The organism is Lentibacillus sp. CBA3610 (genome assembly GCF_013373365.1).
Lineage (GTDB): Bacteria > Bacillota > Bacilli > Bacillales > Amphibacillaceae > Lentibacillus.
The window spans coordinates 3,683,377-3,705,900 of the sequence record NZ_CP035925.1 but is presented as its reverse complement, the minus strand read 5'-3'; the positions used below and the strand labels follow the sequence as shown (position 1 = coordinate 3,705,900).

27 protein-coding genes, 2 pseudogenes and 1 other annotated feature are annotated in these 22,524 nt (G+C 39.1%); of the genes and pseudogenes, 9 read left to right on the top strand and 20 right to left on the bottom strand.

Annotated features, from left to right (window positions below; genetic code table 11):
• Window positions 1–223 precede the first annotated feature (223 nt).
• From Len3610_RS18585 to Len3610_RS18575, 3 genes are all read left to right on the top strand, one after another.
• Complete coding sequence (locus Len3610_RS18585; protein ID WP_176449241.1) at window positions 224–748, top strand: tubby C-terminal domain-like protein; 525 nt, start codon at window positions 224–226, stop codon at window positions 746–748.
• Between the two features lie 229 nt (window positions 749–977).
• Window positions 978–1,985: an alpha/beta fold hydrolase gene (locus Len3610_RS18580; protein WP_176449240.1), complete on the top strand. Its 1,008-nt coding sequence runs from the start codon at window positions 978–980 to the stop codon at window positions 1,983–1,985.
• 208 nt (window positions 1,986–2,193) lie between these two features.
• A complete protein-coding gene (locus tag Len3610_RS18575; RefSeq protein WP_176449239.1) occupies window positions 2,194–2,439 on the top strand; it encodes a DUF3923 family protein in 246 nt (81 codons plus the stop codon).
• Window positions 2,440–2,664: 225 nt separating this feature from the next.
• On the opposite strand, the gene Len3610_RS18570 is transcribed toward Len3610_RS18575, so the two are convergent.
• Window positions 2,665–2,943, bottom strand: coding sequence for an AbrB/MazE/SpoVT family DNA-binding domain-containing protein (locus Len3610_RS18570; RefSeq protein ID WP_176449744.1), 279 nt, complete (start codon window positions 2,941–2,943; stop codon window positions 2,665–2,667).
• A gap of 208 nt (window positions 2,944–3,151) precedes the next feature.
• On the opposite strand from Len3610_RS18570, the gene Len3610_RS18565 reads away from it, so the two are divergent.
• From Len3610_RS18565 to Len3610_RS18540, 6 genes are all read left to right on the top strand, one after another.
• Complete coding sequence (locus Len3610_RS18565; RefSeq protein WP_176449238.1) at window positions 3,152–3,937, top strand: flagellin; 786 nt, start codon at window positions 3,152–3,154, stop codon at window positions 3,935–3,937.
• 141 nt (window positions 3,938–4,078) lie between these two features.
• The gene (locus Len3610_RS18560; protein WP_176449237.1) at window positions 4,079–4,369 is read left to right on the top strand and encodes a hypothetical protein; all 291 of its coding nucleotides are present in this window, start codon (window positions 4,079–4,081) and stop codon (window positions 4,367–4,369) included.
• A 295-nt stretch (window positions 4,370–4,664) separates the two neighbouring features.
• Window positions 4,665–4,826, top strand: a complete 162-nt coding sequence (locus Len3610_RS18555; RefSeq protein WP_176449236.1) for a hypothetical protein — start codon at window positions 4,665–4,667, stop codon at window positions 4,824–4,826.
• A gap of 221 nt (window positions 4,827–5,047) precedes the next feature.
• On the top strand, window positions 5,048–5,542 hold the full coding sequence (locus tag Len3610_RS18550) for a hypothetical protein (RefSeq protein WP_176449235.1): 495 nt from the start codon (window positions 5,048–5,050) through the stop codon (window positions 5,540–5,542).
• Between the two features lie 156 nt (window positions 5,543–5,698).
• A complete protein-coding gene (locus tag Len3610_RS18545) occupies window positions 5,699–5,842 on the top strand; it encodes a hypothetical protein (RefSeq protein ID WP_176449234.1) in 144 nt (47 codons plus the stop codon).
• A gap of 28 nt (window positions 5,843–5,870) precedes the next feature.
• Window positions 5,871–6,119 carry a hypothetical protein gene (locus tag Len3610_RS18540; RefSeq protein ID WP_176449233.1) on the top strand — a complete coding sequence of 83 codons (249 nt, stop codon included), beginning with the start codon at window positions 5,871–5,873 and terminating at the stop codon, window positions 6,117–6,119.
• Window positions 6,120–6,378: 259 nt separating this feature from the next.
• Here Len3610_RS18540 and Len3610_RS21985 read toward each other — a convergent pair whose 3' ends face one another.
• From Len3610_RS21985 to Len3610_RS18440, 19 genes and pseudogenes are all read right to left on the bottom strand, one after another.
• Window positions 6,379–6,456 (bottom strand): putative holin-like toxin, encoded by a 78-nt coding sequence (locus Len3610_RS21985; protein WP_369693701.1) that lies wholly within the window; start codon window positions 6,454–6,456, stop codon window positions 6,379–6,381.
• 314 nt (window positions 6,457–6,770) lie between these two features.
• Entirely contained in the window at window positions 6,771–7,076 is a 306-nt protein-coding gene (locus Len3610_RS18535) for a TIGR04104 family putative zinc finger protein (protein ID WP_176449232.1), read from the bottom strand.
• 121 nt (window positions 7,077–7,197) lie between these two features.
• The gene (locus Len3610_RS18530) at window positions 7,198–7,380 is read right to left on the bottom strand and encodes a hypothetical protein (protein WP_068446700.1); all 183 of its coding nucleotides are present in this window, start codon (window positions 7,378–7,380) and stop codon (window positions 7,198–7,200) included.
• Window positions 7,381–7,507: 127 nt separating this feature from the next.
• Window positions 7,508–7,912 carry an NUDIX hydrolase gene (locus tag Len3610_RS18525; RefSeq protein ID WP_176449231.1) on the bottom strand — a complete coding sequence of 135 codons (405 nt, stop codon included), beginning with the start codon at window positions 7,910–7,912 and terminating at the stop codon, window positions 7,508–7,510.
• A 2,346-nt stretch (window positions 7,913–10,258) separates the two neighbouring features.
• Window positions 10,259–10,660, bottom strand: a complete 402-nt coding sequence (locus tag Len3610_RS18520; protein WP_176449230.1) for a GNAT family N-acetyltransferase — start codon at window positions 10,658–10,660, stop codon at window positions 10,259–10,261.
• 136 nt (window positions 10,661–10,796) lie between these two features.
• Window positions 10,797–11,327, bottom strand: coding sequence for a nucleoside/nucleotide kinase family protein (locus Len3610_RS18515; protein WP_176449229.1), 531 nt, complete (start codon window positions 11,325–11,327; stop codon window positions 10,797–10,799).
• Window positions 11,328–11,417: 90 nt separating this feature from the next.
• Complete coding sequence (locus Len3610_RS18510) at window positions 11,418–11,720, bottom strand: hypothetical protein (RefSeq protein ID WP_176449228.1); 303 nt, start codon at window positions 11,718–11,720, stop codon at window positions 11,418–11,420.
• A 609-nt stretch (window positions 11,721–12,329) separates the two neighbouring features.
• Window positions 12,330–12,554, bottom strand: coding sequence for a hypothetical protein (locus Len3610_RS18505; protein WP_176449227.1), 225 nt, complete (start codon window positions 12,552–12,554; stop codon window positions 12,330–12,332).
• Window positions 12,555–12,803: 249 nt separating this feature from the next.
• Complete coding sequence (locus Len3610_RS18500) at window positions 12,804–13,166, bottom strand: hypothetical protein (protein ID WP_090085131.1); 363 nt, start codon at window positions 13,164–13,166, stop codon at window positions 12,804–12,806.
• Between the two features lie 102 nt (window positions 13,167–13,268).
• Window positions 13,269–13,472 carry a hypothetical protein gene (locus Len3610_RS18495; RefSeq protein ID WP_090085133.1) on the bottom strand — a complete coding sequence of 68 codons (204 nt, stop codon included), beginning with the start codon at window positions 13,470–13,472 and terminating at the stop codon, window positions 13,269–13,271.
• 95 nt (window positions 13,473–13,567) lie between these two features.
• Window positions 13,568–13,891: a hypothetical protein gene (locus Len3610_RS18490; RefSeq protein WP_176449226.1), complete on the bottom strand. Its 324-nt coding sequence runs from the start codon at window positions 13,889–13,891 to the stop codon at window positions 13,568–13,570.
• 105 nt (window positions 13,892–13,996) lie between these two features.
• Window positions 13,997–14,275 carry a hypothetical protein gene (locus tag Len3610_RS18485; RefSeq protein WP_176449225.1) on the bottom strand — a complete coding sequence of 93 codons (279 nt, stop codon included), beginning with the start codon at window positions 14,273–14,275 and terminating at the stop codon, window positions 13,997–13,999.
• Window positions 14,276–14,402: 127 nt separating this feature from the next.
• Window positions 14,403–17,477: pseudogene (ileS, locus tag Len3610_RS21980) on the bottom strand (isoleucine--tRNA ligase).
• Between the two features lie 47 nt (window positions 17,478–17,524).
• Window positions 17,525–17,779: a binding site (T-box leader), on the bottom strand.
• A gap of 234 nt (window positions 17,780–18,013) precedes the next feature.
• Window positions 18,014–18,442 carry a VOC family protein gene (locus tag Len3610_RS18465; RefSeq protein WP_176449221.1) on the bottom strand — a complete coding sequence of 143 codons (429 nt, stop codon included), beginning with the start codon at window positions 18,440–18,442 and terminating at the stop codon, window positions 18,014–18,016.
• A gap of 403 nt (window positions 18,443–18,845) precedes the next feature.
• Window positions 18,846–19,998, bottom strand: a pseudogene (locus Len3610_RS18460) (transposase); the annotation flags it as partial.
• Between the two features lie 118 nt (window positions 19,999–20,116).
• Complete coding sequence (locus tag Len3610_RS18455) at window positions 20,117–20,617, bottom strand: DinB family protein (RefSeq protein WP_082684229.1); 501 nt, start codon at window positions 20,615–20,617, stop codon at window positions 20,117–20,119.
• 78 nt (window positions 20,618–20,695) lie between these two features.
• On the bottom strand, window positions 20,696–21,547 hold the full coding sequence (locus tag Len3610_RS18450) for a CPBP family intramembrane glutamic endopeptidase (protein WP_176449220.1): 852 nt from the start codon (window positions 21,545–21,547) through the stop codon (window positions 20,696–20,698).
• A 48-nt stretch (window positions 21,548–21,595) separates the two neighbouring features.
• Entirely contained in the window at window positions 21,596–21,823 is a 228-nt protein-coding gene (locus Len3610_RS18445; protein ID WP_176449219.1) for a hypothetical protein, read from the bottom strand.
• Window position 21,824: 1 nt separating this feature from the next.
• Window positions 21,825–22,523 carry an ABC transporter permease gene (locus Len3610_RS18440; RefSeq protein WP_176449218.1) on the bottom strand — a complete coding sequence of 233 codons (699 nt, stop codon included), beginning with the start codon at window positions 22,521–22,523 and terminating at the stop codon, window positions 21,825–21,827.
• Between the last annotated feature and the right edge of the window lies 1 nt (window position 22,524).

The window sequence follows — 22,524 nt, the reverse complement described above, 5'->3', positions numbered from 1 at the left end:
AAACCAAATAACATACGAATTATCAGATGTAGATAAATTTATGTACACTTGTTAATATGTCTGCCAAAATGCTTGTTATTTGTAATACTGTTTGATGTGATTATTTATAAAAAGTTAAACAAAATTTCCGAGTTTTTAGAAGGCACGAATTCATTATGTTAAAATAAGTATTGGTATACAACAATCGGGCCATTATGCAGAATAATATTAAAGGAGAGTTTTAATGTTAGAACATCTCGAATTCGTAACCCCTATAAGGGTAAATTCAAGGGATGAAGTAAGCGTTGAGGATCAAAATGGTGTAGAAGTGCTAACCCTGCAAAAGTTTTTCAAGAATAAAATTGAACTCATCCTAAGCTCAATCAGACCTGGTTTTTTTACTAATATAAAAGTTATCGAAAACTCTAAAACTGTTGTTAAATCAAAAGATATTTTTACTCTTGGACGAAATAAGTGGGATATTGAAATACAAAAAAACGACGGAACAAACGAAGCCATAAGGTTAAAAGATAAAAGTGTTGTAAGCACTAATCCTCGGGCCGAATTTGAGGTAGGACAGAAAAATTATAAGATTGAACACGATTTTGGAGAAAAAATAACAACTGTGTACTCCGAGGAGAACACGATTGCTGAATTAAAATATGTGAAAAGACTACCCACAATACATAATGAATTAAGAATTTTTACTGATGACATTGATTCACGTTTATTATTATGTGCCCTCTATACATTTGAACAAGCAACATAAAACATATTTTAGTATATTTATTAATTAAGTAATCAATCTTATTCCGCAATAGGGCGCATATCCGGAATAATGGTTACGCCCGATTAGTACATAGGGCTATATTCTTAAATAATAAAAGCGACGAGATTGTGAAGAAATGTCTTAAGTTAATGAGAAGGATAAGGGTAATGGAAAAAATAATGCTATTGAAAAGTATAAGCAAACACATTATTGGAAAAGAGGTGTGACAGTGCTTTTAGAGTCTTTTGAAAAACCATTGAATAACATAAGTGAGCAAAATGGAAGAGGAACTATAACAAAGGAATACATAGAAATTAATGGAGTTAGACAAGGGTTAATCATTGAGTCTTTAAATCAAGGAAACCCATTGCTATTATTTTTGCATGGTGGTCCCGGATTTCCTGCTTACCCCGTCATCAAAGCCCATGGTGTACGTCTTGAACAGTTTTTCGACGTGTGTTATTGGGATCAAAGAGGAACAGGAATGTCATATTATGATAAAGAATCCAATGAACCACTAAGCGTTGAACAGCTAGTGGGCGATACAATTCAAGTCGTAAACTATTTGAGGGAAAAATATGCACAAGACAAAGTATTTCTGCTTGGCCATTCATGGGGGTCTTACCTTGGGAGCCTTGCAGCACATAAAAACCCTGACCTTTTCCATGCTTATATTGGAGTTGGTCAAGTAGGTTCAGCAAAAGAATCGGAGCATGAGACATATAACTTTATTCTAAAAACGGCAACCAATAAAAACGATAAACGTGCAATGAAACAAATAAAAAATGTAACATTTGATGAAAATTATTATAAAAATCATTCATATGGTGCAGTCAGGGCTAAATTCACGAACAAGTACGGGGGTGGCTTTAAACGAAGCGGGTACTCAAACTTAGAAAATTTAAGACATATTTTTTCTTGTCCAAATTATACGTTCAAAGAACGAGTGAATATTTTTCGGGGGAGTTTTTCCAGCTACCAGTCATTAGGTCATGTGATGGCAACAACCGATCTAGTCGAACTTGTTCCAACGCTTGATCTCCCGGTCTTTATACTTCAGGGTCAGCACGATTATCAAACAACACTCACTCAGGCTAAGCGTTTTTATGAATCGATAAAAGCTCCATACAAGAAAATGTTCACCTTTGAAAATTCATCCCACACCCCTTTTATTGAGGAAACGGAGCGTTTTTATAAAATTATGCAAGATGAAGTAGTTGGGAATTATGTAATTTGAATTTTCCGCAATCGGGCGCTTTTCCCTAATAAGGAAAGGCGCTAATATCGTATATAGGGTGGTAGTGTTGTGTAAGATGAAACTTATGGTGTTAGATACCGTATAAATATTATAGATTTATGTTTTAGATGTTAAATTACAGAGCGCATTTGCAGACAGCTACCAAAGGAAAGAATTTCAAGTAGTAAATAAGGGGGTATAAAATAATTTGAAGATATCATGGATTTTTTGGTGGATATCAAATGTTTTTTGGATGATTCTTTTTGTTGTAGGTACTGTGTTCGTTTGGTCAAGAGAGGTTGATGGTTCAGGCGCTGTACAAACACCTGAGACTAAATTATTATCGTTTTTGGTTTTATTGCTTGCATTTTTAATTCCAGCAATAATCCAAGCAATATGGCTAGTTATTAACTTAGTAATTAACAATAACAAAAAAAGCAGTATTCAACAGTAACTAAAAATGTTTACAAGGCTTTATGCCGCAATCGGGCGCGATTGTTGAAAAGGAAAAACAAATTATAATGCTTTAAAAACGCTCAGAATGTGTCTGAGCGTTTTCGTTTGCTATGTATATTGTTAATTTGCAGGTTAAAATGAAACCAATTATTGCGTTTTTCCCCTTGATTATTGCATTTTTCTCACCTGGAACTGAACCCCTTAGATTATCACACCTGTGTTTTTATTTTTGGGAACCAGTAGAAAATAGATACTCTCTCAGAATTTCTTTCCCTTTTGGACTTATATAATACCCACCGGGTAATTGCACATTCCCTTCATCTACTTCTCCTGTGATAAAACAACGCTTATCTTCCCTGTATTTCTGCATGACAATTCGTTCTTCATCCACGAATATCTCCAAGGGATCTCTTTCCTGTATATCTAAACTTTTTCTTAGTTCCATCGGAAGAACGATGCGCCCCAACTCGTCGATTTTCCTCACAATACCGGTATTTTTCATCATATAGCCTCCTTTTTCTCCAGTATATATCAAAAACGACGCCTCGTCTTTCTTTGCATTTGCATCTCGAGAACTCCTTCAAACGTTTACCCCGCACCGTAATTCACGGTACGGGCTTTCTTTTTTTCCGGTCTATAGACAAGGTTGCCGTTCGCAACCCGAGCAAGTATTCGAAGTCCAAAAAATCAACAAAAAGGGAGCGAATACCATGCGAATTGGCGAAATGGCAAGCCACATGATGATGATGGCCCGAAACCAGGAAAACTACACGGAGAAATTATATAAGGCAAATCAGCAAATGGCGACTGGAAAACGGGTGAATTCCGCTGCGGATGATCCGAGTATGATTGGCCGAATTGAACGCACCAAAGCACAACTCAATGAATCCAAGTGGACACAGGGTGCTTTAGAAGACGGCATCAACCGCAATGCCATGATAGAAGCGACACTGGAATCTGCCCGTGCGAACGGCGATGAGCTATCTAGCATCGCTATGAGATACCAAGCAGAAGATGCGGATAAACCTCAAATGGAAACACAGGCAAAAGATTTACTGAACGCGATGGCTGATACATTCACAGAAGCCTCGTATAATCAAACCAATCCGTTCGACCAGGATACATCGCTGTTTCGCATCAGCAAGAACGAAAATGACCCGAGTACCTATGATATCCGGAAAAACGACGGAGCCGTGCTTGAAGGTAAAACCATCTCGGATATATTAGACCCGGAATTCATCCAAGAGAATCTTACCAATGAAATCGCAGGGTCGAAAAGCCGGGTCGGTACATCGACCACGATCTTAGAATCGAAAGCCAATTATGAAAAGACAAAAGAAGAAATTTTAACGAAATCCTTATCCAATATGCAAGATGCGGATTTAACCGAAGCATCGACTCAGGCGACTATCGCCAAACAAATGATACAAATAAACCAAAACATGATGTCATCATGGCATGAACAAGCTGGCAGTGTCCTTGACATCCGTGTATAACGCAGAGGAGTAACCCCTCTGCGGTTTTTTTTTTTTCGTAAACACCCGGCACACTAGAACAAGCGCTTGTTGCGCTATACACGCAACCGGTAAAACGATTGATGTTCTAAACGACATAAACTAAACCAGGAGGTCTATTATATGACATTTGAAATAAGAGATGGAAAAGGTATCGTATACAACACAGTCGAAAATCCCGCTGCGGTATTTGACAGCACAACCGGCACGCTTCACAAGATCGGAAACCGGGAAGCCATGCTTGGATATTTTAATTATATGAATGAAACATACCGCAAGAACGGATTCCACGACATGGCGGACGAACTGCAATACATGGAGTTACCAAAAAATCAAAGAGAGATTGACAGAGTGTTTCAAATGACTGGATATATTAAACGGTTATATGACAAAACATTCCCTGTTGCACACTGAATGTTGTACCGTAAACCCTGAACGCAAAGTACCGATAGTCCACACGCTATCGGTTTTTTTTTGACAGCAGACACAGCATGATTTTAAGGCAGCAGATTTCATACCCACTCCGCGGCGAAATACGCCCCGGTGTTCGACGTGTTCATCGATTCATAATTTTTTAGAAAATAAATAAAGGGATTTTATAATTAAGTCACAAAGGTAGTGTGGGGTTTGAACGAGGTCAAGCCCGATTAACATTTTGAAAGGGGGCATCACTGCATAGGTTTTTTTCAAAAAGAAGAGAGGTGGAACTGTGCAGAAACTGAAGACCTTTCTCAAGAAGATAACTATTTCAATCGCTGTGACATCAACGATTGTCATTAGCATCTTCTATTTCGAAATAAACATCGACACAATGATTGAGCTTGCCGACTCGGTCGATATCGATGTAACAACCACGATTCACTTTAACTAATCATCCTCTTGTTCAATCTACGGAAAAGCATCAATAAAACCTCAGATAAGAAACAAAAATAATTGAACAACGCAACACAACCGGTGCGGGCACACCCGTATCGGTTTCTTTTCGTGATTCGGTGCGGTGTTCGAACAACCCTTCGCAAAACACGGTTGCTACGCGCAACCCGATCAAAATACCGAATCGAAAATAACTCAAAAAAATAAGGAGCGATACTCATGGCAGATTACAAATATTTGGGATTAACCGCCTATATCAAAGAAAACGAGGAAAACACAGAGAAACTGAACGTATTAGCAAGTGCAATCGACACCCTGCAACAACAAGTCGAAGAAATCGAATTTAATAAAGAAACGTATCAAAATGTTATCGGTTCAGACGCTTTCCAGTATCTTTACGACCATGATTATGTCTGTTACCCGGATGAATCCGAACTTCCGGAAAATACACCTGAAGCCTACAAACGCGTGAATGTGCAAGATACCAACATCAAGAATATCCCTATGCTAAAGCTGTATCTTCCAGCTGTGGCCAAAAACGAAGACACAATCCAGCACTTTATGTACAACGCGCTGCACCCTGTTCTGATAGCGCTGTTTGGTAATGATATTTTGAGTATCAAAACCAAATCACAAATCGAATATAACGAGTTCCAGGACGGCAAAGAAGCCGTACTGACGTCTGTGAACGATAAAACGAAAGTGACGGCTTAAAACATTTAAACCGACAGTCCTTTAACGGGATTGTCGGTTTTTTTTTTTGTAATCACGCGTTACCGGTGATAATTCAAAACCGGAAAACCCGTTGCTCCACGGCTGTTCCGCAACCAACAAAACGCGTGACATCATTTATAAAAGGAGAGGTCACACATGAATGCAGGATTCGCCAAACTAATTATATCTATCAAAAATTCGATTCAAAAAGACATGCCGAAAAACAAAACGGATTGGGGTTATCTATGCATGTTTACCGGTGCGCTAGTGTTTTTATATGTTTCGCTCATTAATGCTTAAACAAAATTAAATTTAGGAGTGATGATAAATGGAACCAGAAACATTAACGTTCGAACTAAACAAACCCTATTTCGTGATTCCCGAACTGGAACTCGATTATATAGCCAGCGAAGACAAAGACCTTGCTATACACGAGCTAGAGCAATATATCCAGTGTGAAAACATCGCGCCACGATCAGGCGCATCCGTGATTCAGTCTGGCGATATTGTCTATATCCCAAGCACACGGACGATTGACTATGCAGATATGATGTTCTATTATGCGGACGCATGCTAAACCGGTAACCTTATTAATAATAGGGTTATCGGTTTTTTTTGTGAAACTGACCGTAAAAAAATAACCACTCCTGTCAGTTTAATTTTTGTTTGCAAATCGTTTTTTCGTGTTATAATAAACATAGAAACAGAAAAAAGGCATAAACTAATAACGACCGAAGATACAGTCATATCTTCGGCCAGCAATGAATCGCTTCCCCTTCAAGAGGGGTCAGCGCTAGTGAAGAATAGACCTCACCGGCTGATAAACCAAGGGAGGTCTATTTTTTGTGGTCTAAAATCGTCACAACGAGTGTTGCGAAAGCGATCATGATGACCATTGTCTCAAAAACAGACATAGGCAACACCCCCTTCCGTTATAGCGTATCGCAAAACACTACAACCGACAGGAATGTGCCGACCTCCCTTGAGGAAAACGCGATTATTGCATATTTCTATTATATCAATTGTCTGAGAAGTTTAAAGACGTTTTTTAATTTTACTCTGGCCATTACTTTGATTGATTCACTCAATGGAAAACCTCCCAGGGAGGGAGGTGCTTCCAATGGATATTGTTAGCGCTACCGTCATTATACCACGAAAATTATAATTGTACACATCCGCATTTTAAGCGAGAATAAAGACATTTGCTGTTATTCCGCAATCGCGCCCTTTAGTTGAAGATACCTTCTTCTCTGCTGTTTAACTCCACTAAGAACGGATATAAGAGAAAAATAATAATGAGCATAACAGGAAGTAAACTAAGGGAGCCAGCTACTGAAATGTCAAAGAAGTTTTGAATTAAAAGCAGTAAGAAAAAAACAGTGCCAATTAAAAAACCACCTTTTGTTTTTGATTTTTGTATTTGATATTGTGTTTCTCCGCAATAGGGGCAAGTCATTCTAGGATCCAAGGGAAAGGTCTTTTTAATGGTTTGTTTCCAACTCCACTTATTATGACAATTCTCACAAATCGGCATTGTAATCATTCCTTTCTCACGTATCCTTTACTGGTTCAATATTGACATAACTTACTCAAAAAGCTGGCCATTATATACAATACGGACGCTGATTCTTATTCCGCGAAAGCGCCCGTTTGCTTTACAAACCCGTTAATTGATCTCCTCTATTCGAGCCTAAAAGCGTGAATATTGCTGAAATAATAACAAAATACGCCCAGTAGCTATTATTGTATACTGCCAACACTATGCCAATAACCCCTAATAATAAAGACGTTGCTGTTAATGACCACCATTTTGCATCTTTTAGTACTGCCCAGTTCAATTATTACACCCCCTTTTTCCTAACTTGGACGTCATAACCAACATTATTTAGTGGCCCGATAAGCCAAGAAAAATCGTAATTATTATTCCATTCTTGCGCCCGATGATTGAACAATGAGAAGGTTATTTTAACCTTGGAAAGTGTAAGGAGCGAAAGATTCAAGCAGTCCTTCTATGCCACTGGGATTATAAGGCATTAACTTGTTTGCTGTTTGAAAATCCACCCACTTTATCTCTTCAATTTCATTTTCATATTGAATTGAAGGGCTTCCGTTAATTATTTTTGCTTTGAATGTTGTAAACAAAGCGTGATGCCCCCTTTCCTTAAAAAGGGCTTCGTTAACCGAAACAATGTGTTCAACATCTACTGTTAACCCTGTCTCTTCTTTAACCTCGCGAATAACTGCCTGTTCAAACGTTTCCCCCTTTTCAACCGCTCCACCAGGAAGAGACCAGCCACCACCCCGATTATTAACAATCAGGACCTTTTCTTGCTCACAAATAAGTCCGTATGCTACATCTACCCTTATCACTTTCTCACCATCCCACTATTTTTTAAAACTACTATTATCTAACAAGATTATAACAGAACCTTTCTTCCGCAATATGACCCGATTCTTGAATAACCGTTTGCTTAAATAATATCACATCTCTTCGAAAGTATATAGATTTTTTCAACTTTTTTATTACCCAACACCGGACCGATCCCGTGACGGTATTTCCGCACAGGTACACGACACTTCATATCATGTGTCCGGTCGGTCACGTGACGATCACAAGGCGGTCACACGCTATACACACCCTGTATGACCAGAGTATGCGCCGCAAGTCATATGACGTATGCACGTTTTGTCACACGGGGTATGGCTTTTATGTGTCCCACTGTATACAATGCGGGCATGTGCACTGCAAGTCACAAACAGTATGCTTATAGTGTGACCAGCGTGTGACCGGAGTGTGTCTTTTTTGTGGACTGATTGTCACACGGACTATATTCGCGGACCGTGTGACTGGCGTATGTCCTGCAAGTCACACCCAGTATGCAATTTATGTGACCCCCTGTATAATTCTGGGCGTGTGCCCGCAGTATGACTCCGGTGTGTCTTTTATATGCAGTTGGTGTGACCAGCGTGTGACCGGAGTATGAAATGCAGGTCGTGTGCCCGGACTGTGTCCATCGTATGACCAGAGTGTGACCGGAGCGTGTCCAGCGTGTGTCCAAAATGTCGCACGGTATATCGCACCGGGTGTGCGCTGCGTGATTCACGCCGTGAACTTCTCTTTTTTTTGACAACAGATCCTGATTTACCTGAAACACCAGACCGTAAAACCCTTCTCCTGATATCGATTAAAGACCAACGCGCGCCTTTCGGTCCGGGTCCTGCGTCACTTAGTGGTCTTTATCGACTTTTTCGCTTCGCTCATATAACCGCTCGTTCCTCCCCGTCCCGCAATGCGCGAAAAGATCAATCTAATCAAATTCAACCCGTGACTTCTGGCCGGGTCCCGCGCCCGTCGGTGGTATTTGTTGACTTTTTCGCTATCGCTCATATAACCGCTCCGGGCTTCCCGTCCAGAATTCACGAAAAAACCTTTCACCCAAGCAGCGCGGAACCTTCCTCCGCTCGGTGGTTTTTCCTGACTTTTTCTACTCGCACATCCGTGCGTACAGAGTGCGATTTTTTGACATACAACCGCCTCGCTTTATTTCAATCAGGCACGCTGTTGGACTCCAGGTTCGATCTCTCGACATTCTTTTCCTGACGATCCGCTCCGCTTCTCTACCACTTTTTTGACAACTTCCCCTACCTGATTTTCTGGCAGCTCCTCCTCCCTCTTATCTATGTGCATCTATTTTTTCAGACGAAATCCCGCACCGTAATCTCAGCACGAAACACGCCCCTGATAAGGGCATCTCGGGGCGGAATTGCGTGCCGGGGTGGGCCGATGGCATTCGTCATACGCATTATCTGATTGGAAGGGGTACGTGGCATTCGACGAATCGCTTAACGGTGCGGGTTCTGCGGGTGCGATGGACGTGGTGGCTATTGGGGTGGATATCGCCCCGGTATGCCGTACCGCCTGTCGCACCGGGGGTTCGGGGTTGCTTCGGGATGACGGTGTGGTATTTCGGTATGGTGTAGGGGAAAGAGCATAAGAAACCCGTATGACATTTCGCTTCGCTCCATGTCAGTCAGCATAGCTGACCGGGTTTCTTACTGCGATTACGAGACGCTTACGCGTCTGTAATCTTGGTCCTACGCTGCGCTCCGGACTGCTCATTCGAAAGCTCCTGTTCGTCGCTTTCTAATTATAAAAAGCAGCGCTTTCGCTCCCGTACCGAAAACTATTTCGGTACTCCCGCTCCGCAAATACAAATCGTTTAAAACCGCGTGCGTAAGTTCGAGCTCGCGCTCGAAGGATATCGGAATATATTCCGATATTATGTACGCACGCGACAAACAACCTGTACGCACACCGGTCTGTAGGACCGGACCTCTGTTAGACGTCTGTCGAGGAGGGCGGTGCGGTGTGCGGAAAAAACGCCGAAGTATCTTGCGACGGGACGTCACAGGAATCCATGAGCATGATCTCTGTGGCACTATCACGCATGAAAAAATACAACTAAATTATTAATTCACATCGTGCATCTGTGTACCCGACTTATGTAGCTTTGGAAATGTTTTAATCAAAATATTCCCGCAAAAACCCATTCTAGTTTTCTAGGGCAAATAAAAAGATCCGTTTGAAAAGATTGATCAAATGGATTTCATCTCCTTATGAATTAGTATACAATTTTTATAAAATAATTTTGATCATTGCCCGCTGTGTTCTTCCGCAATCGCGCCGATCCGTAATAACGGAAGTTTCTCTATTAACTATTTTAAAATATCTTTTTCCATCTCTACACATTCCAAGATCGTTTCATCTGAAATATTATGAACCATTTCTTTCTTTGGAATAAAACCCAACCGATTATAAAATCCCAAAGCATTTAGTGAAGAAATCAAGTTTAACTTTTGCAGTCTATTATCTTTGGCAATACTTTCAAGATTTTGGAACAACTGCTGACCTAGACCCATTTTAAGATTATTCGAGCTAACATATATGGCTTCAATTTCACCATTACTAAGATTAAGTTGACCAAATCCCACGATTTCATCATTTATTTCTGCTACGAGCATTTCCTTATTTTCAATGCTCTCCAAATAAGAATTTGGCTTTATTTTTCCTGCCCAGGCATTTACTTGATGGGGGTAATAATGAGAAGCTGCCAACATTCTTTATAGCATCTGTAATGCACTTTTCCAAATTGCTTTCATTATCACCTTTTTCAGCTTTTCTTATAAGCAAAGGCAATCACCTCTCTCAATAAAATTACATACGCCCATTCTTAGACAGAAGATATTCATAAAATTATTCTACCTGTTCGTATATTCGATCTACAATTTTTGATATCGGTTGTGTTCCATCAATGATAATATCGGAGTTTGGCTTAATTGTATTTAACATTTCAATATAACCTTTTCTTCCTTGAGAGATGTAATTCTTCATATCTGACAGGATATCTTCGGTAGATGCCTGTTTAAAGTCCCTTGCAACCCGGCGCGCTAACGCAATATCCAATGGAGTATCAATAAATACAGTGAGGTCAATAAATTTACTTGTTTTGAAATGTTTATAGGCGAATGGAAAATCCAAGACAATATAATTGAGGTCGCAAAGCATCTCTAAATCCCTTATGAGAGGTGTTAAATTCCATAAATTATAATCGGATCCACTCTCGACCCACTTTATAATATCCTCAGGACCTTTAAAATCGTAGTCATCAAAATAAAGTGCCTTTGAATTATTTAGTTCCTGAATCAATCGTGCTGTAACTGCTGTCTTTCCTCCACCAGAAACCCCAGCAATTGCAATAACAAAGGGAGACCCCTTTTCTTTCATAAAAATCCATCCCTAACGATTTCCTTGTTATATATTCATTGGCATAATGTTATTCCTGAAATGCGCCCGTTTATGTAAAAAATTGCTCTTTTATATCACCCATTTAATAAAAAGATACCAAATACCAATACCTACTATATAAGTTAATGATTTTTTTGCCACCCCAATAGATACTTCTTCTTCTCTTCTGACAAATGTTGAAAACATAAAAAGAAATAGGAGACAAAGCACAACTACAGCCATAGTGTATTGCAAAAATGCATTAGGAAAATAATACTGCCAACCTCCATCAGGGGTTCGTTCTCTCGGAAAAGCTGTCAAGCCAAACACCGCTATTATAATCATTGTTGTAATACTCGAATACTGCAAGGTTTTCCAAAGTTTATCATTCAATAAAATCCAACTCCTTATCACCATTGTTTCCATATCACTTGTTAATGGTCAGTTGGGCGCTGTCATTTATTCCAGAAGTGCCTATAAACCAGGAAAGGGCACAATTCTTATTCAATTCTTGCGCCCGATTGGTGAACAGGCTAATTAGGCGCCCGATAATGAAATAGTCTTTTCTGCTATTGGCTGGTAGATTTTCCCCTTCTAAAATATAAATAAACGAAAAATCCTAAACAGGAAAAAAAAACCAGTACTTACTAAAATGTAATAATCTAAATCAACCCCGCCACTAAAAAGTAAGGAATACGATACCCCGTAAATAAAACCAGCAAATATGTTCATCAGTTTTTTTGATGTGTTTGAATTGTTTATCGATTCTATTATTAAGGCTCCTAACAGTACTATAGGAACACCCAAAAATGCGTGAAGAATCAAAGCATAGGTAATTTCATTTGTTCCGAAGTTTAAAATAGGCTGCAATAAATCCTTTAAACATATTTCATAGAAATCATTACATCCTTATTTGATAAATTATCCAGCATCTGGTCCTAATACAGTATCGGCACTATTACTTATTAGGGAAAAGTGCTCGATAATAATTCACATTGATTATTAAGAACAACAATAAATAGCTTTGTCAAAAGTGTCTTCTGGAATATATATCATTCCATCTCTTATCTCATAAGGTATATTATGATCCTCTAGCAATTCGGTAGCATTGCTATTCGTCGTATTTTCTCCCCATTCTATATATTCTCCGTTATATTCCTTTTGGCAAGCAGATAAAGTGGTAAAAAGAAGCGAACAGCACAGTATTAATACTAGAACCCTCTTCAAAATACCTCCCCCCTAAATAATCAATTATACAACAATCGCTTTCCATTTTTCTCCACAATATGGCTCTTGTGCGTAGAATAGGTGCCGAGTCCTATTCCGGAATGGCTCCCGTTTCTATAATAAGCAAGACGATTTGCCAGATCTATGTAAGTTATTTCTTCGATGAATCAACAGCGAATTGAATTACTAAAAATTCTTTAACTATGTCCTGATTAGCGTCCTCAGAACTATGATAATCGACAAACGGAATTATTTAAGACGGTTCTCCAAGGATTCAATTGCCAGTTTAAATGCAATTAAACGACGCTCATTTAATGTTTTTTGAGAACTACCTTCATTTGCTTTTGCTATCTGCTTTTCGATAGATGGAATGAGACTTTGTAGAACTTCCTTTGCGGTCAATGTGGTTTCTTCGTCGTGGGGAAAACCTTCCCCATTCCAAGAATCTTTAAGGCTTTCTAAACCAATTTGTACAGCATTTTTTCTCTTTTTGACTTGGTTTGTATTTGAACCTTTCTCTGTCATGCTTTTATAAGCGTTTGAAAGTTTATTAAAAGTTGATTCCAAGGATTTAATCGAAAAATCTCGGGTTTCTTGATTAACAATCTTCATCTTTGAACCTCACTTCCGTTTTACAGTAATCCATTGGCCCTATTGAAAGGACCGCTATTCGATTAGCGCACCCTATAACAGAAGAACGCTGATAAGCTATTTTTATTCTTCTTGTGATTTTGATATATAATAATTCAAAGGCCCAGCAAAAATTAATCCTGCGGCAGCTGTCCCCAAGAAAACTGCCGAATATGAGAATAATTCAACGTCACGACCTAAAAAGTAATCTGTAGTAATGCGAAGAGCAGTAAGAATAACTGGAAATCCAAGTGACCAAAATAACATTATTTTTAAACCTTTGGACATTACTTTTGCTCCCTTCTTCAAGAAAACTTATTCAACTAAAGGCTCCGATTCACGCACAAAGTTATTACATTAGCGCGCCCGTTTGCTTAAACCTGTTAAACTAACAGCCACCATTCAAATGTTGCAATTCCGAACATAAGAATTGTAACAAAAAGCATTAAAGCAAAATATTCCCTCTTACCTGTAACTATCATTTCAATAACCCGAATACCATAAGTCATTCCTAAAAAAATCGTCATAACAATGGTGAGAATAACTAAAAAATGGGTTGATTGACTTGATCCTGTTAACGCGGGTATTGCAAGAAATAGCATCCAAATTGCAACCCCCATCGATAAAAGGGTAAAGAGTATATCCAAAGTCAAAAATACCTTGTTTCTTTCCTTATATCTTTCCTGAATTTTGTCAATCAGTTTCACTTCAACCTTCTCCTTTAAACAGTTCCCTTCAGATAACATAGAACTACATATTTCTTATATATAAGCGCCCTTTTCCAGAAGAATTTAAGAAAAAGCTCCGACCAGCTAAACACCAAATATCACAGTACCGCCAATCATATAAATAAAGGGAAATGCCAATAAGACTATGTTTGCAATAACAGCACCAATGGACAAAGAACTCTTTTGTACTCGATATGCTTTTGAAGCAAAATATAAACCGACACTACAAAATACAAATGGAAAGAATATGGGTAAACCCTGTATTTCTTCAAGTGGAACAAAATCAAAAAGGAAATTGATAATGAAGATTAAAGGAACAATAAATAACAAATACGAAATTACAGTAAACTTACTCTCCTCCATAATAAACCTCCCCTCGACTGGAAAGTGTTGTAGTTACTCCTTAAATGCGCCCGATAATGGAAGATGGACTGTTTAAGCACAGCCCATCATTTTCAATTAGTTAAGATTTAATTTGAACGATTAAATATCAAATGGTAATCTCAATTCCAACTGTTTTGTTTTCAACCTCAACATATTTCATATTTAGGCTTTCATTAAACCTTATACTTTTGATTAACAGATTACGTTCCAGAAGATCTTTATATTGTTCAATAGCCACTTTTAATGAGTCATCTAAATGAAATGTAAGATTTACCCGTTGCTCAACAGGCAAATTTAATTCTTTGCGATACTGTTGAACAGCACGAATAAGTTCACGTACAATACCTTCCCTACGAAGATTATCATTAATTTCAGTGTTTAGGAGCACAATGTAGGAATCATTGGTAGCCATCTCCAACCCTTGCCGGGTCGTTTGATTCATGAGTAAATCTTCTTTTTCAACACGAATAGATTCCCCGTATTGAGATTCCAACTCAAAATAACCTTTTTCTGCAACATTTTTTGCTTCACCAACCGATAACTCTTTTAGAGCCCTTTGAACACTTCCAACTTGCTTTCCTAACTTTGGTCCTGCGGTTGGAAAGTTTAATTTAATTTCATACTGAACAGATCCCCCAGCATTTTCCTGAAAATTAACCTGCTTTACATTGACTTCATCTTCAATAATATAACTATACTTAGCTAAATAATTTGTAACCCGATCATCCCCAACAACAGTCAATTCAGATAGAGGTTGTTTCGTTTTGATATTCGATACGTTTCGAGCACGGCGAGCAAGTTCAACAACCTGAAGAACACCCTCCATTTCCTCCTCAAGTTTCTGATTTTTCCATGCTTCGTCTGGTTTAGGGAATTCTGACAGATGAACACTTTCGCTGGTTAGATTGGTATGAATATCCTCCGTAACAAATGGTGTAAATGGTGCAAGCAGTTTACTTGTCGTTGTTAACACCTTATATAACGTATGATAAGCAGCCAATTTGTCATGATTTATTCCCTCACTCCAAAAGCGATCACGAGACCTGCGGATATACCAGTTGCTTATCTGCTCCACGTAAACTGCAAGTTCTCTTGCCGCAGCAGTGAAATCATAGTTATCAAGAGTGCTTTTGACTTGTTTAGTAACCGTATGAAGTCTTGACAACACCCATTCATCTAATAATGATTTTACTCCTGTATCATGTTCATCAGGATTAAATTGATCAATTGCCGCATAAAGCGTGTAAAAGGAATGTACATTGACAAGGGTGTCAACCAGTTTTGATTTCGCCTTGATAACGGATATTGTAAGAGAAGCGCTTATGTTCCATGGCGCACTATCGACCAGAAAGAGGGACCAACGAAGTGCATCTGCCCATATTTCTCTACAAAATCCATTGGGTTGATCACATTCCCTTTACTTTTGGGACATTTTCTGCCATCTTCATCAAGAATGTGACCAAGAGAAAAGTACCCGTTTGTAAAGAATGGTTTACCTGTAAAAAGAGAAGACACCGCCAGAAGACTGTAGAACCAACCGCGCGTTTGGTCAACTCCTTCTACAACGACATCTGCGGGAAATTGTTTTTCAAACAACCCTTTATTTTCAAATGGATAATGATATTGTGCGAATGGCATAGAGCCACTATCAAACCATACATCGATCACCTCTTTTGTACGTTCCATTTCCCCTTGGCACTTCAGACAGGTAAGAGTGATTTTATCCACGTACGGCTTATGAAGTTCCAAATCATCAGGAACCGAATGATTGGCATGATTTCTAAGATCCTGTACGCTCTTGGGTGCGTATTGGTGGTCACAAGATTTACAAATCCAAACGTTTAGTGGTGTTCCCCAAATAAACGAATGCGGCCCTAAATCCAATCGACCCATGTTTTCAAGGAATTTCCCGAAACGACCGTGCTTCATATGATCCGGATGCCAGGGTAAATTGATTCGTATTGCGAAGAATGGTATCTTTAACTGCAGTTGTTTTTACAAACCCACCCCTCCATCGCATAATAAAATAAGTGGAGAGTACGCGCCAGACATGCGGATAGCTGTGTTCATATTTTTTTTAGATATAAACACACCCTTTTGTCTGCCAGCATTTTTATAATGGCAACATCGCTATCCTTCGCAAATCACCGGCCCAATGGTGGGAAAAATCCTTGTTATAGCCACCCTGCTTGATCAACGACATTATTTACGAAATCCAAGTCCGTTTACCATTTAACCTACATCGTAGTCATCCCCCGTCACCAATGTTGCCCCGGTGCAAGATGAAACCCAGTACCAGTATCCACTTTCAGTAGTCAAAAGGCGGCTGATAAGAGTAGCCTATGAACTCACTCCCTTTGTGCTTACTTATGACTTCGATTCCTTTGTCCAACACTTGATCCACAAGATTTTGTGCAACAATATATACCTCGTCGCCTTGCTTTACTTTCACATAATCCAAATCATTATGAACAGCAAGTGCAACATTGGCCGGCAGTGTCCAAGGTGTTGTCGTCCAGCCTAGAAAATATTCATTTTTCACACCTACCACTTTAAATTTGGCTGTAACAGATAAATCTTTAACATCTTTATAGCCTTGAGCAACTTCATGCGAGCTTAAGGAGGTTTGACAGCTAGGACAGTAAGGGGTAACGCGATGCCCGCGGTTCAACAATCCTTTTTTATGAATCGTCGACAGGATATACCAAACACTTTCGATATATTCATTATGAAGTGTTACATACGGATCATCCATGTTGACCCAATAACCGATTGCCTCTGTAAAAATACGCCATTGACGTTCATAATCAAAAACACTTTTCTTACACTCTTCAATGAATTTTTCTACTCCATAATCTTCAATCTCTTTTTTTCCAGAAATACCGATTTTCTTTTCCACACCTAGCTCAACTGGAAGGCCGTGTGTATCCCAACCAGCTTTTCGGATAACCTGGTATCCCTGCATTGTTTTGTATCGTGCAATAAAATCTTTAATAACCCGCCCTAACACATGACCGGCGTGCGGCAGTCCATTTGCTGTAGGCGGTCCCTCATAAAAAACAAACGTTTCACTTCCTTCACGATTGGAAATGGATTTCTCAAACGTTTTTTCCTTATCCCATAAAGCTTTAACCCGATTTTCTCGCTGTAAAGGGCTTTCATTTGTATCTACCTTTTCCATAACATCACTCCTTATTTCTTTATAAAATACAAAAACTCGCCCCTATAAATAGGGACGAGTTTTTAACCCGTGTTACCACCCTGATTCTGGAAATCACCTTTTCAGGCAATGATCCAGCACTCATTCAACGTACTATCATACGCAATCCTTTTAACGACGGATTCCCGGAAAAGCCTACAGTAAACCTTCAACTTTTCTTCTCAGAGAAGATTTTCAACATAATCTGAACATTGGCTTTCAGCAAGATACCAACTCTCTGTGGAACAGGGGTTATGCATACTCGTTCTCGTCAACGAATTTAATCGGTCTAATACTTAAAATTAAAATATAGCATATGCAAGAGAATGTCAAGCGATAAAGGAATCATGGCCTACAACCAATAATCGTTGGGTTGAAAATACACTTAGAGTTATTCCATTAAATGGCCCTATTGCAGCACATATTTATTCGGTTATCGCGCCCTTTAATTGAAGACCGGTATTCGTTGTAAAACGAGTGCCATCTATTACCGATTGGATTAATGGTGATTTTTAAATCTAATGATTTGAGTCATCGAATTCCCAGTTTGAGCCGTAAGCAACCTCCCAATAATAACCATCAGGGTCGATGAAATATCCTCCATATCCTCCCCATGATAATTTTTTGGGCTCCTTCACAACCCTGGCACCGACTTTTTTTACTGATTGAAGAATATCATCAACCTCAGTTTCAGATTTCGCATTATAAGCAAGGGTGATACCCGAGAAACCCCCTTCTGATAATTCGGGAGGATTTTCCTCATTGATATCCTTTGCCAATTCTTCAATTGGAAATAACTCTAACTTTGATCCTTCATTCTTAAAGAACACAATAACGGGTTTTTCCTCATCACCTGTGACCGACGCTTCAAAACCGATGTCGCGGTAAAATTTCAGCGATTTTCCAATATCTCTTACACCTAAAGTAATGAGATTAATTCTGTTCATACAAACATCAACTCCTTTATATAAATTCTTTAAGAGAATTCAACAAATTAATAAATTTTCCTGCGCACTATTCGATTATCCCGCCCTATTCTTAAAGATTGAAATCCGATAGTTTATTCGCTTTCTCTTAGAAGGCCGGTGAAAAAAGTCAGAGGCAAGAGAATAAGCCCGGTTAACAGCAAAATACCGTGGACTCGATATTTCAGCAAGTACCATACAAAAGTTGGCACAAAGGTAAAAGTGCTAATATCTGATTTTATATTTTCAGGATATACAGTAGGACGTCATATTATTTTTAGCTGAAATTATAGTTTTTCATCCACCAAAGATGCGTACAAAGATCCGAATTTTTCCCGGATTCTCTTAAAAATAAAGGAAATAAAGTGATTGTCGTGGTTTCTTTCATCCCGATTTTTCGTTTCAGCGCATGCTGAAACACCGGTCCTGGGCCTTTTACCTTTGAACCGGCTTAACTTCTTAAGATTTTGAACGATGGCGGTACAGAGTGCTTGTTCCTGCATACAGTCCAGCCCTCTGCTGTTGGCACGATCCAGCCCATGTACTGTTTTAGCTTCGGCGAAACCATGTTCACACTGGACACGCTTATTCTGGATGTCTTGATATTTGCCGTCAATCTGGACTTGTTTTGCTTGATTTTTAGTCCTGACTTCATCTGCTTTTTCCTGACGTTTTCGCTGCTGCTCTGGATTGTGGGTTTTCCTTTGCCAAGTCGGGATCTCTTCCAATTCATGATTTCGCAATGAAACTAAAGGAATGATGCCTTGAGAAATCAGATATGCCAAATACGCCGGTGTGCCATAAGTCTTGTCACCTGACAACGTCTGTATATGGGTTTGCGGATGCTGAAAACGAACGGCTGCCAAGTTGTGCACAAGGTAACGCGGATGGGCTTCCTGACCTTTACTCTTCTTGTACAGTCGGGCATCCGGGTCTGTCGTACTCCGATGGGTTTGATTCGAAAACGTTTTGCCATGAAAGTCCTCATGGCTGGTATTTTCCTGAAGCTGATCCGATTGATCTTCAATGGTTTGAACTGGGGCCAGCTCTATTTCTTCCAGACTGTGGATGGACGCGTTCGCACGCACTTGTGTGCCGTCCACACCGGCATGAACATCTGGGCGAACGAGGCCGGAAGCAATGCACTGATTAACGACTTGCATCATGGTATCATCAAAAATACCGTGGCGACGCCAAAGTGCTCTTGTCTTAACAAGTGTGGTCCGATCGGGAAGAGAAGACTCAAAATCCAGGCCGCAAAACCATAGGTAGCCTGCATGCATGGGGAATGTTTCAAACAGTTCCCGTTCCGAGTGATTAAATAGATACTCCAGTACAATCAGCCGCACGACCAATTCAGCATTTGTAGATGGTCGGCCTGTTTTTTCGGAGTAGAGGGGTTTTACCCAATCATGAACGGCTGAAAAGTCAATCACATCTTTCACCCTTCTCAGGATGTGGTGCTCGGGAACGAGATCCTCCATATCAATATATTGAAACATGCTGGGTTGAACGTGATTTTGCTTTGGTGAATGCATAAACGGACCATCCTTTTATAAGTGTTCTACAGACAATATTCGACATTAAGCAGGGAAATTCCTGGCACAGTTCGACTTTTTCACCGGACTTTTAGGTGATTAACACCACTGCTGCTTTTTAATGGAGAAAAAATACATAATCCGTAGGTACGCCTTTTTGACCTTGTTGACGTAGCATCGCGGTTACATTTCCACGATGGTAGGTTCCATGGTTCACAACGTGGTGAATAAGATCGGCAAGTATGAACTCATTGCGACCATGTCGAGGGTGTTCAGTAATGATGGTTTGTTCTAGATTCTGCTGCTCTGCAAAATAGCTATAGTATTCCTTAGATAATTCATCATAGAATTCCTTGAGCTCATCTATCGATGCCTCTGATGCTTCTGAACGGAGGCGCTCAACTTTTTCAACTGTATCCTGAAAACTGCTTTCTTTCATTGTCTCCAACCAAGTAATGTCTACAACATAAATATGTACCATAACATCTAAAACCGATGGGAAGACGCTTTCAACATTACCGTTATAAACGCGTTCTGGTAGTTGTTTCAAATGATGGAACACTTGCTGGTTAGCCCATACATGGTAATCGTACATTTTTTTTGCCCGATGATTTTCCACTTGATCACTCCTTGTTTAAAATTGGAAAAATTATTAATCATCATTCCATGTTTCGATTGATTGCAAATGCAGATAGAGTTACGTTTCATTCTTTTTATATCTTTTATGTACCAATATCCCCAACACCAATACACTTAGCATTATAATAAACAAGTATGATAAGTAGAGAGTCATGAAACCTCCAGACGTTTCATCAAACTCTAAGAGTGCGACATCCGGATCATACACACCTCCCATAGAGATATATCTTGCTACCTCTAAATATATGACATGAAAGATCATACTCATCCACAGTGAACCTGTATACTTTCTGTACAATTGTAAAGCAATGCCAAATGAAATGAGTAATATGAGATAATCCAGCGTTACTGCAAATGGATTACCAAAGAATATTGACGACAGTGCCATCACTACAATCGGTACACAGACAAAGATTAACGGTTGTAATACCAACGAGATGATAAAACGAAACTTCTTATTCAACTCGTTAAATATAAGTCCGCGGATAAAGACTTCTTCCGGGAATGCCTCATACAAAAATGCAATGATTGAATTAATTAACACGGCCATTACAACATTTGTTGTTAAATTTAGACTGACATTGTCTATACCACCAAATAGATATGCTGTCGCAATTCCTGTGATCAGTAATATAAAGGGCAAAGATACCCCTACGATGAATTTCGATTTTGAATGAACACCCTTCATCCCAATATTTTTTATCACGTCTGGATTTTTTCTCTTAAGAATATATATCACTGCAAGCGTTAATCCTGTAAATATTACACCTTGGAGTAGCATACCTGCTTGCCGGTTCATACCTTGATTTTCTATCAAAAAACGTCCAATATTACCGGAAACAAAAAGAAAAAAAGACACCAGTAAGAAATACAAAAATAAATGGCTAAAACTAAAATTTTCCTTCCTCATCCCATAACAACTCCCCTCAATTGAAATCAAATCCAATATTGAATGATTTTACTGACTAATAATTTGAAAAACACCACTTAACACAGAAAGGATTCCAATTCCCAAACAAATTGACCCCGTTATTTTTATTCTTGGTTTCTGTTTTTCAGACTTTCGTATGATCAAGAACAACCCTATAAAAAATAACAGAATGCCTGCTGCAACACTCAGTGTATAAAGCTGCGTATCGATACTTTCAAGTACATGATTAATCTGCTGCTCTACGTTCTGCTCCATATCATTCCACCTCCATATGATTGACATTATAAATAAGTAGCATAATAGTCAAAGCGGCAGCCATCATTGCTATTATAGTCATAATCACGGAGGCATCGTAATCAGGCAGGGAATACGCAACAACGTTACAGGACAGGGATGACAAAATAATTGCGGATATAAGTGCAGCAGGTATGGATTTTTTGATAAATCCTATTCCTGTCGCTACAATGCTTATTGACCCAGTTAAAGCAGCCATGATAAAAGTTGTTATAATGGCATCTTGTATAAAAGCCGTTGTGATTGTTTCTTCTACAATAGGATATATTAATTCGGTGATTCCAAACGTTGAAAATACAATGAGGTTACATGCTGCCATTGACAAGGAGATGAATAAAAAAACAACAGTCAATTTCACCAGAAGAATCTTTTGACGTCTGATTGGATAAGAGAAAAGTAAGATTAAGCGCTGACCTGAATATTCATCAATGATAAAACGTGAATACATGACAGAAGCAAGGATGGAAAATGCTGTCATATGGACAACTCCATATAATTTCACAACATTCGTGTATCCAGAGAAAATCAATAAGTCAGGATCATTCGGTTCAAGTTTTGGTGCATATGCAAATAAATAGATAAATCCCATCATAACGATTGAAATAAGGATAGCTGCCATGAGATAGGTACGCATTTTAATTTGCTTTAATTCAATTTTCATT

Coding starts and splice junctions, on each gene's coding strand:
- Len3610_RS18550 (WP_176449235.1), top strand. CDS start 5,048: ATGGCAGATTACAAATATTTGGGATTAACCGCCTATATCAAAGAAAAC.
- Len3610_RS18540 (WP_176449233.1), top strand. CDS start 5,871: ATGGAACCAGAAACATTAACGTTCGAACTAAACAAACCCTATTTCGTG.
- Len3610_RS18485 (WP_176449225.1), bottom strand. CDS start 14,275: ATGGAGGAGAGTAAGTTTACTGTAATTTCGTATTTGTTATTTATTGTT.
- Len3610_RS18560 (WP_176449237.1), top strand. CDS start 4,079: ATGACATTTGAAATAAGAGATGGAAAAGGTATCGTATACAACACAGTC.
- Len3610_RS18495 (WP_090085133.1), bottom strand. CDS start 13,472: ATGTCCAAAGGTTTAAAAATAATGTTATTTTGGTCACTTGGATTTCCA.
- Len3610_RS18515 (WP_176449229.1), bottom strand. CDS start 11,327: ATGAAAGAAAAGGGGTCTCCCTTTGTTATTGCAATTGCTGGGGTTTCT.
- Len3610_RS18500 (WP_090085131.1), bottom strand. CDS start 13,166: ATGAAGATTGTTAATCAAGAAACCCGAGATTTTTCGATTAAATCCTTG.
- Len3610_RS18565 (WP_176449238.1), top strand. CDS start 3,152: ATGCGAATTGGCGAAATGGCAAGCCACATGATGATGATGGCCCGAAAC.
- Len3610_RS18445 (WP_176449219.1), bottom strand. CDS start 21,823: ATGGAGCAGAACGTAGAGCAGCAGATTAATCATGTACTTGAAAGTATC.
- Len3610_RS18545 (WP_176449234.1), top strand. CDS start 5,699: ATGAATGCAGGATTCGCCAAACTAATTATATCTATCAAAAATTCGATT.
- Len3610_RS18450 (WP_176449220.1), bottom strand. CDS start 21,547: ATGAGGAAGGAAAATTTTAGTTTTAGCCATTTATTTTTGTATTTCTTA.
- Len3610_RS21985 (WP_369693701.1), bottom strand. CDS start 6,456: ATGTCTGTTTTTGAGACAATGGTCATCATGATCGCTTTCGCAACACTC.
- Len3610_RS18465 (WP_176449221.1), bottom strand. CDS start 18,442: ATGAACAGAATTAATCTCATTACTTTAGGTGTAAGAGATATTGGAAAA.
- Len3610_RS18585 (WP_176449241.1), top strand. CDS start 224: ATGTTAGAACATCTCGAATTCGTAACCCCTATAAGGGTAAATTCAAGG.
- Len3610_RS18440 (WP_176449218.1), bottom strand. CDS start 22,523: ATGAAAATTGAATTAAAGCAAATTAAAATGCGTACCTATCTCATGGCA.
- Len3610_RS18570 (WP_176449744.1), bottom strand. CDS start 2,943: ATGAAAAATACCGGTATTGTGAGGAAAATCGACGAGTTGGGGCGCATC.
- Len3610_RS18520 (WP_176449230.1), bottom strand. CDS start 10,660: ATGTTGGCAGCTTCTCATTATTACCCCCATCAAGTAAATGCCTGGGCA.
- Len3610_RS18535 (WP_176449232.1), bottom strand. CDS start 7,076: ATGCCGATTTGTGAGAATTGTCATAATAAGTGGAGTTGGAAACAAACC.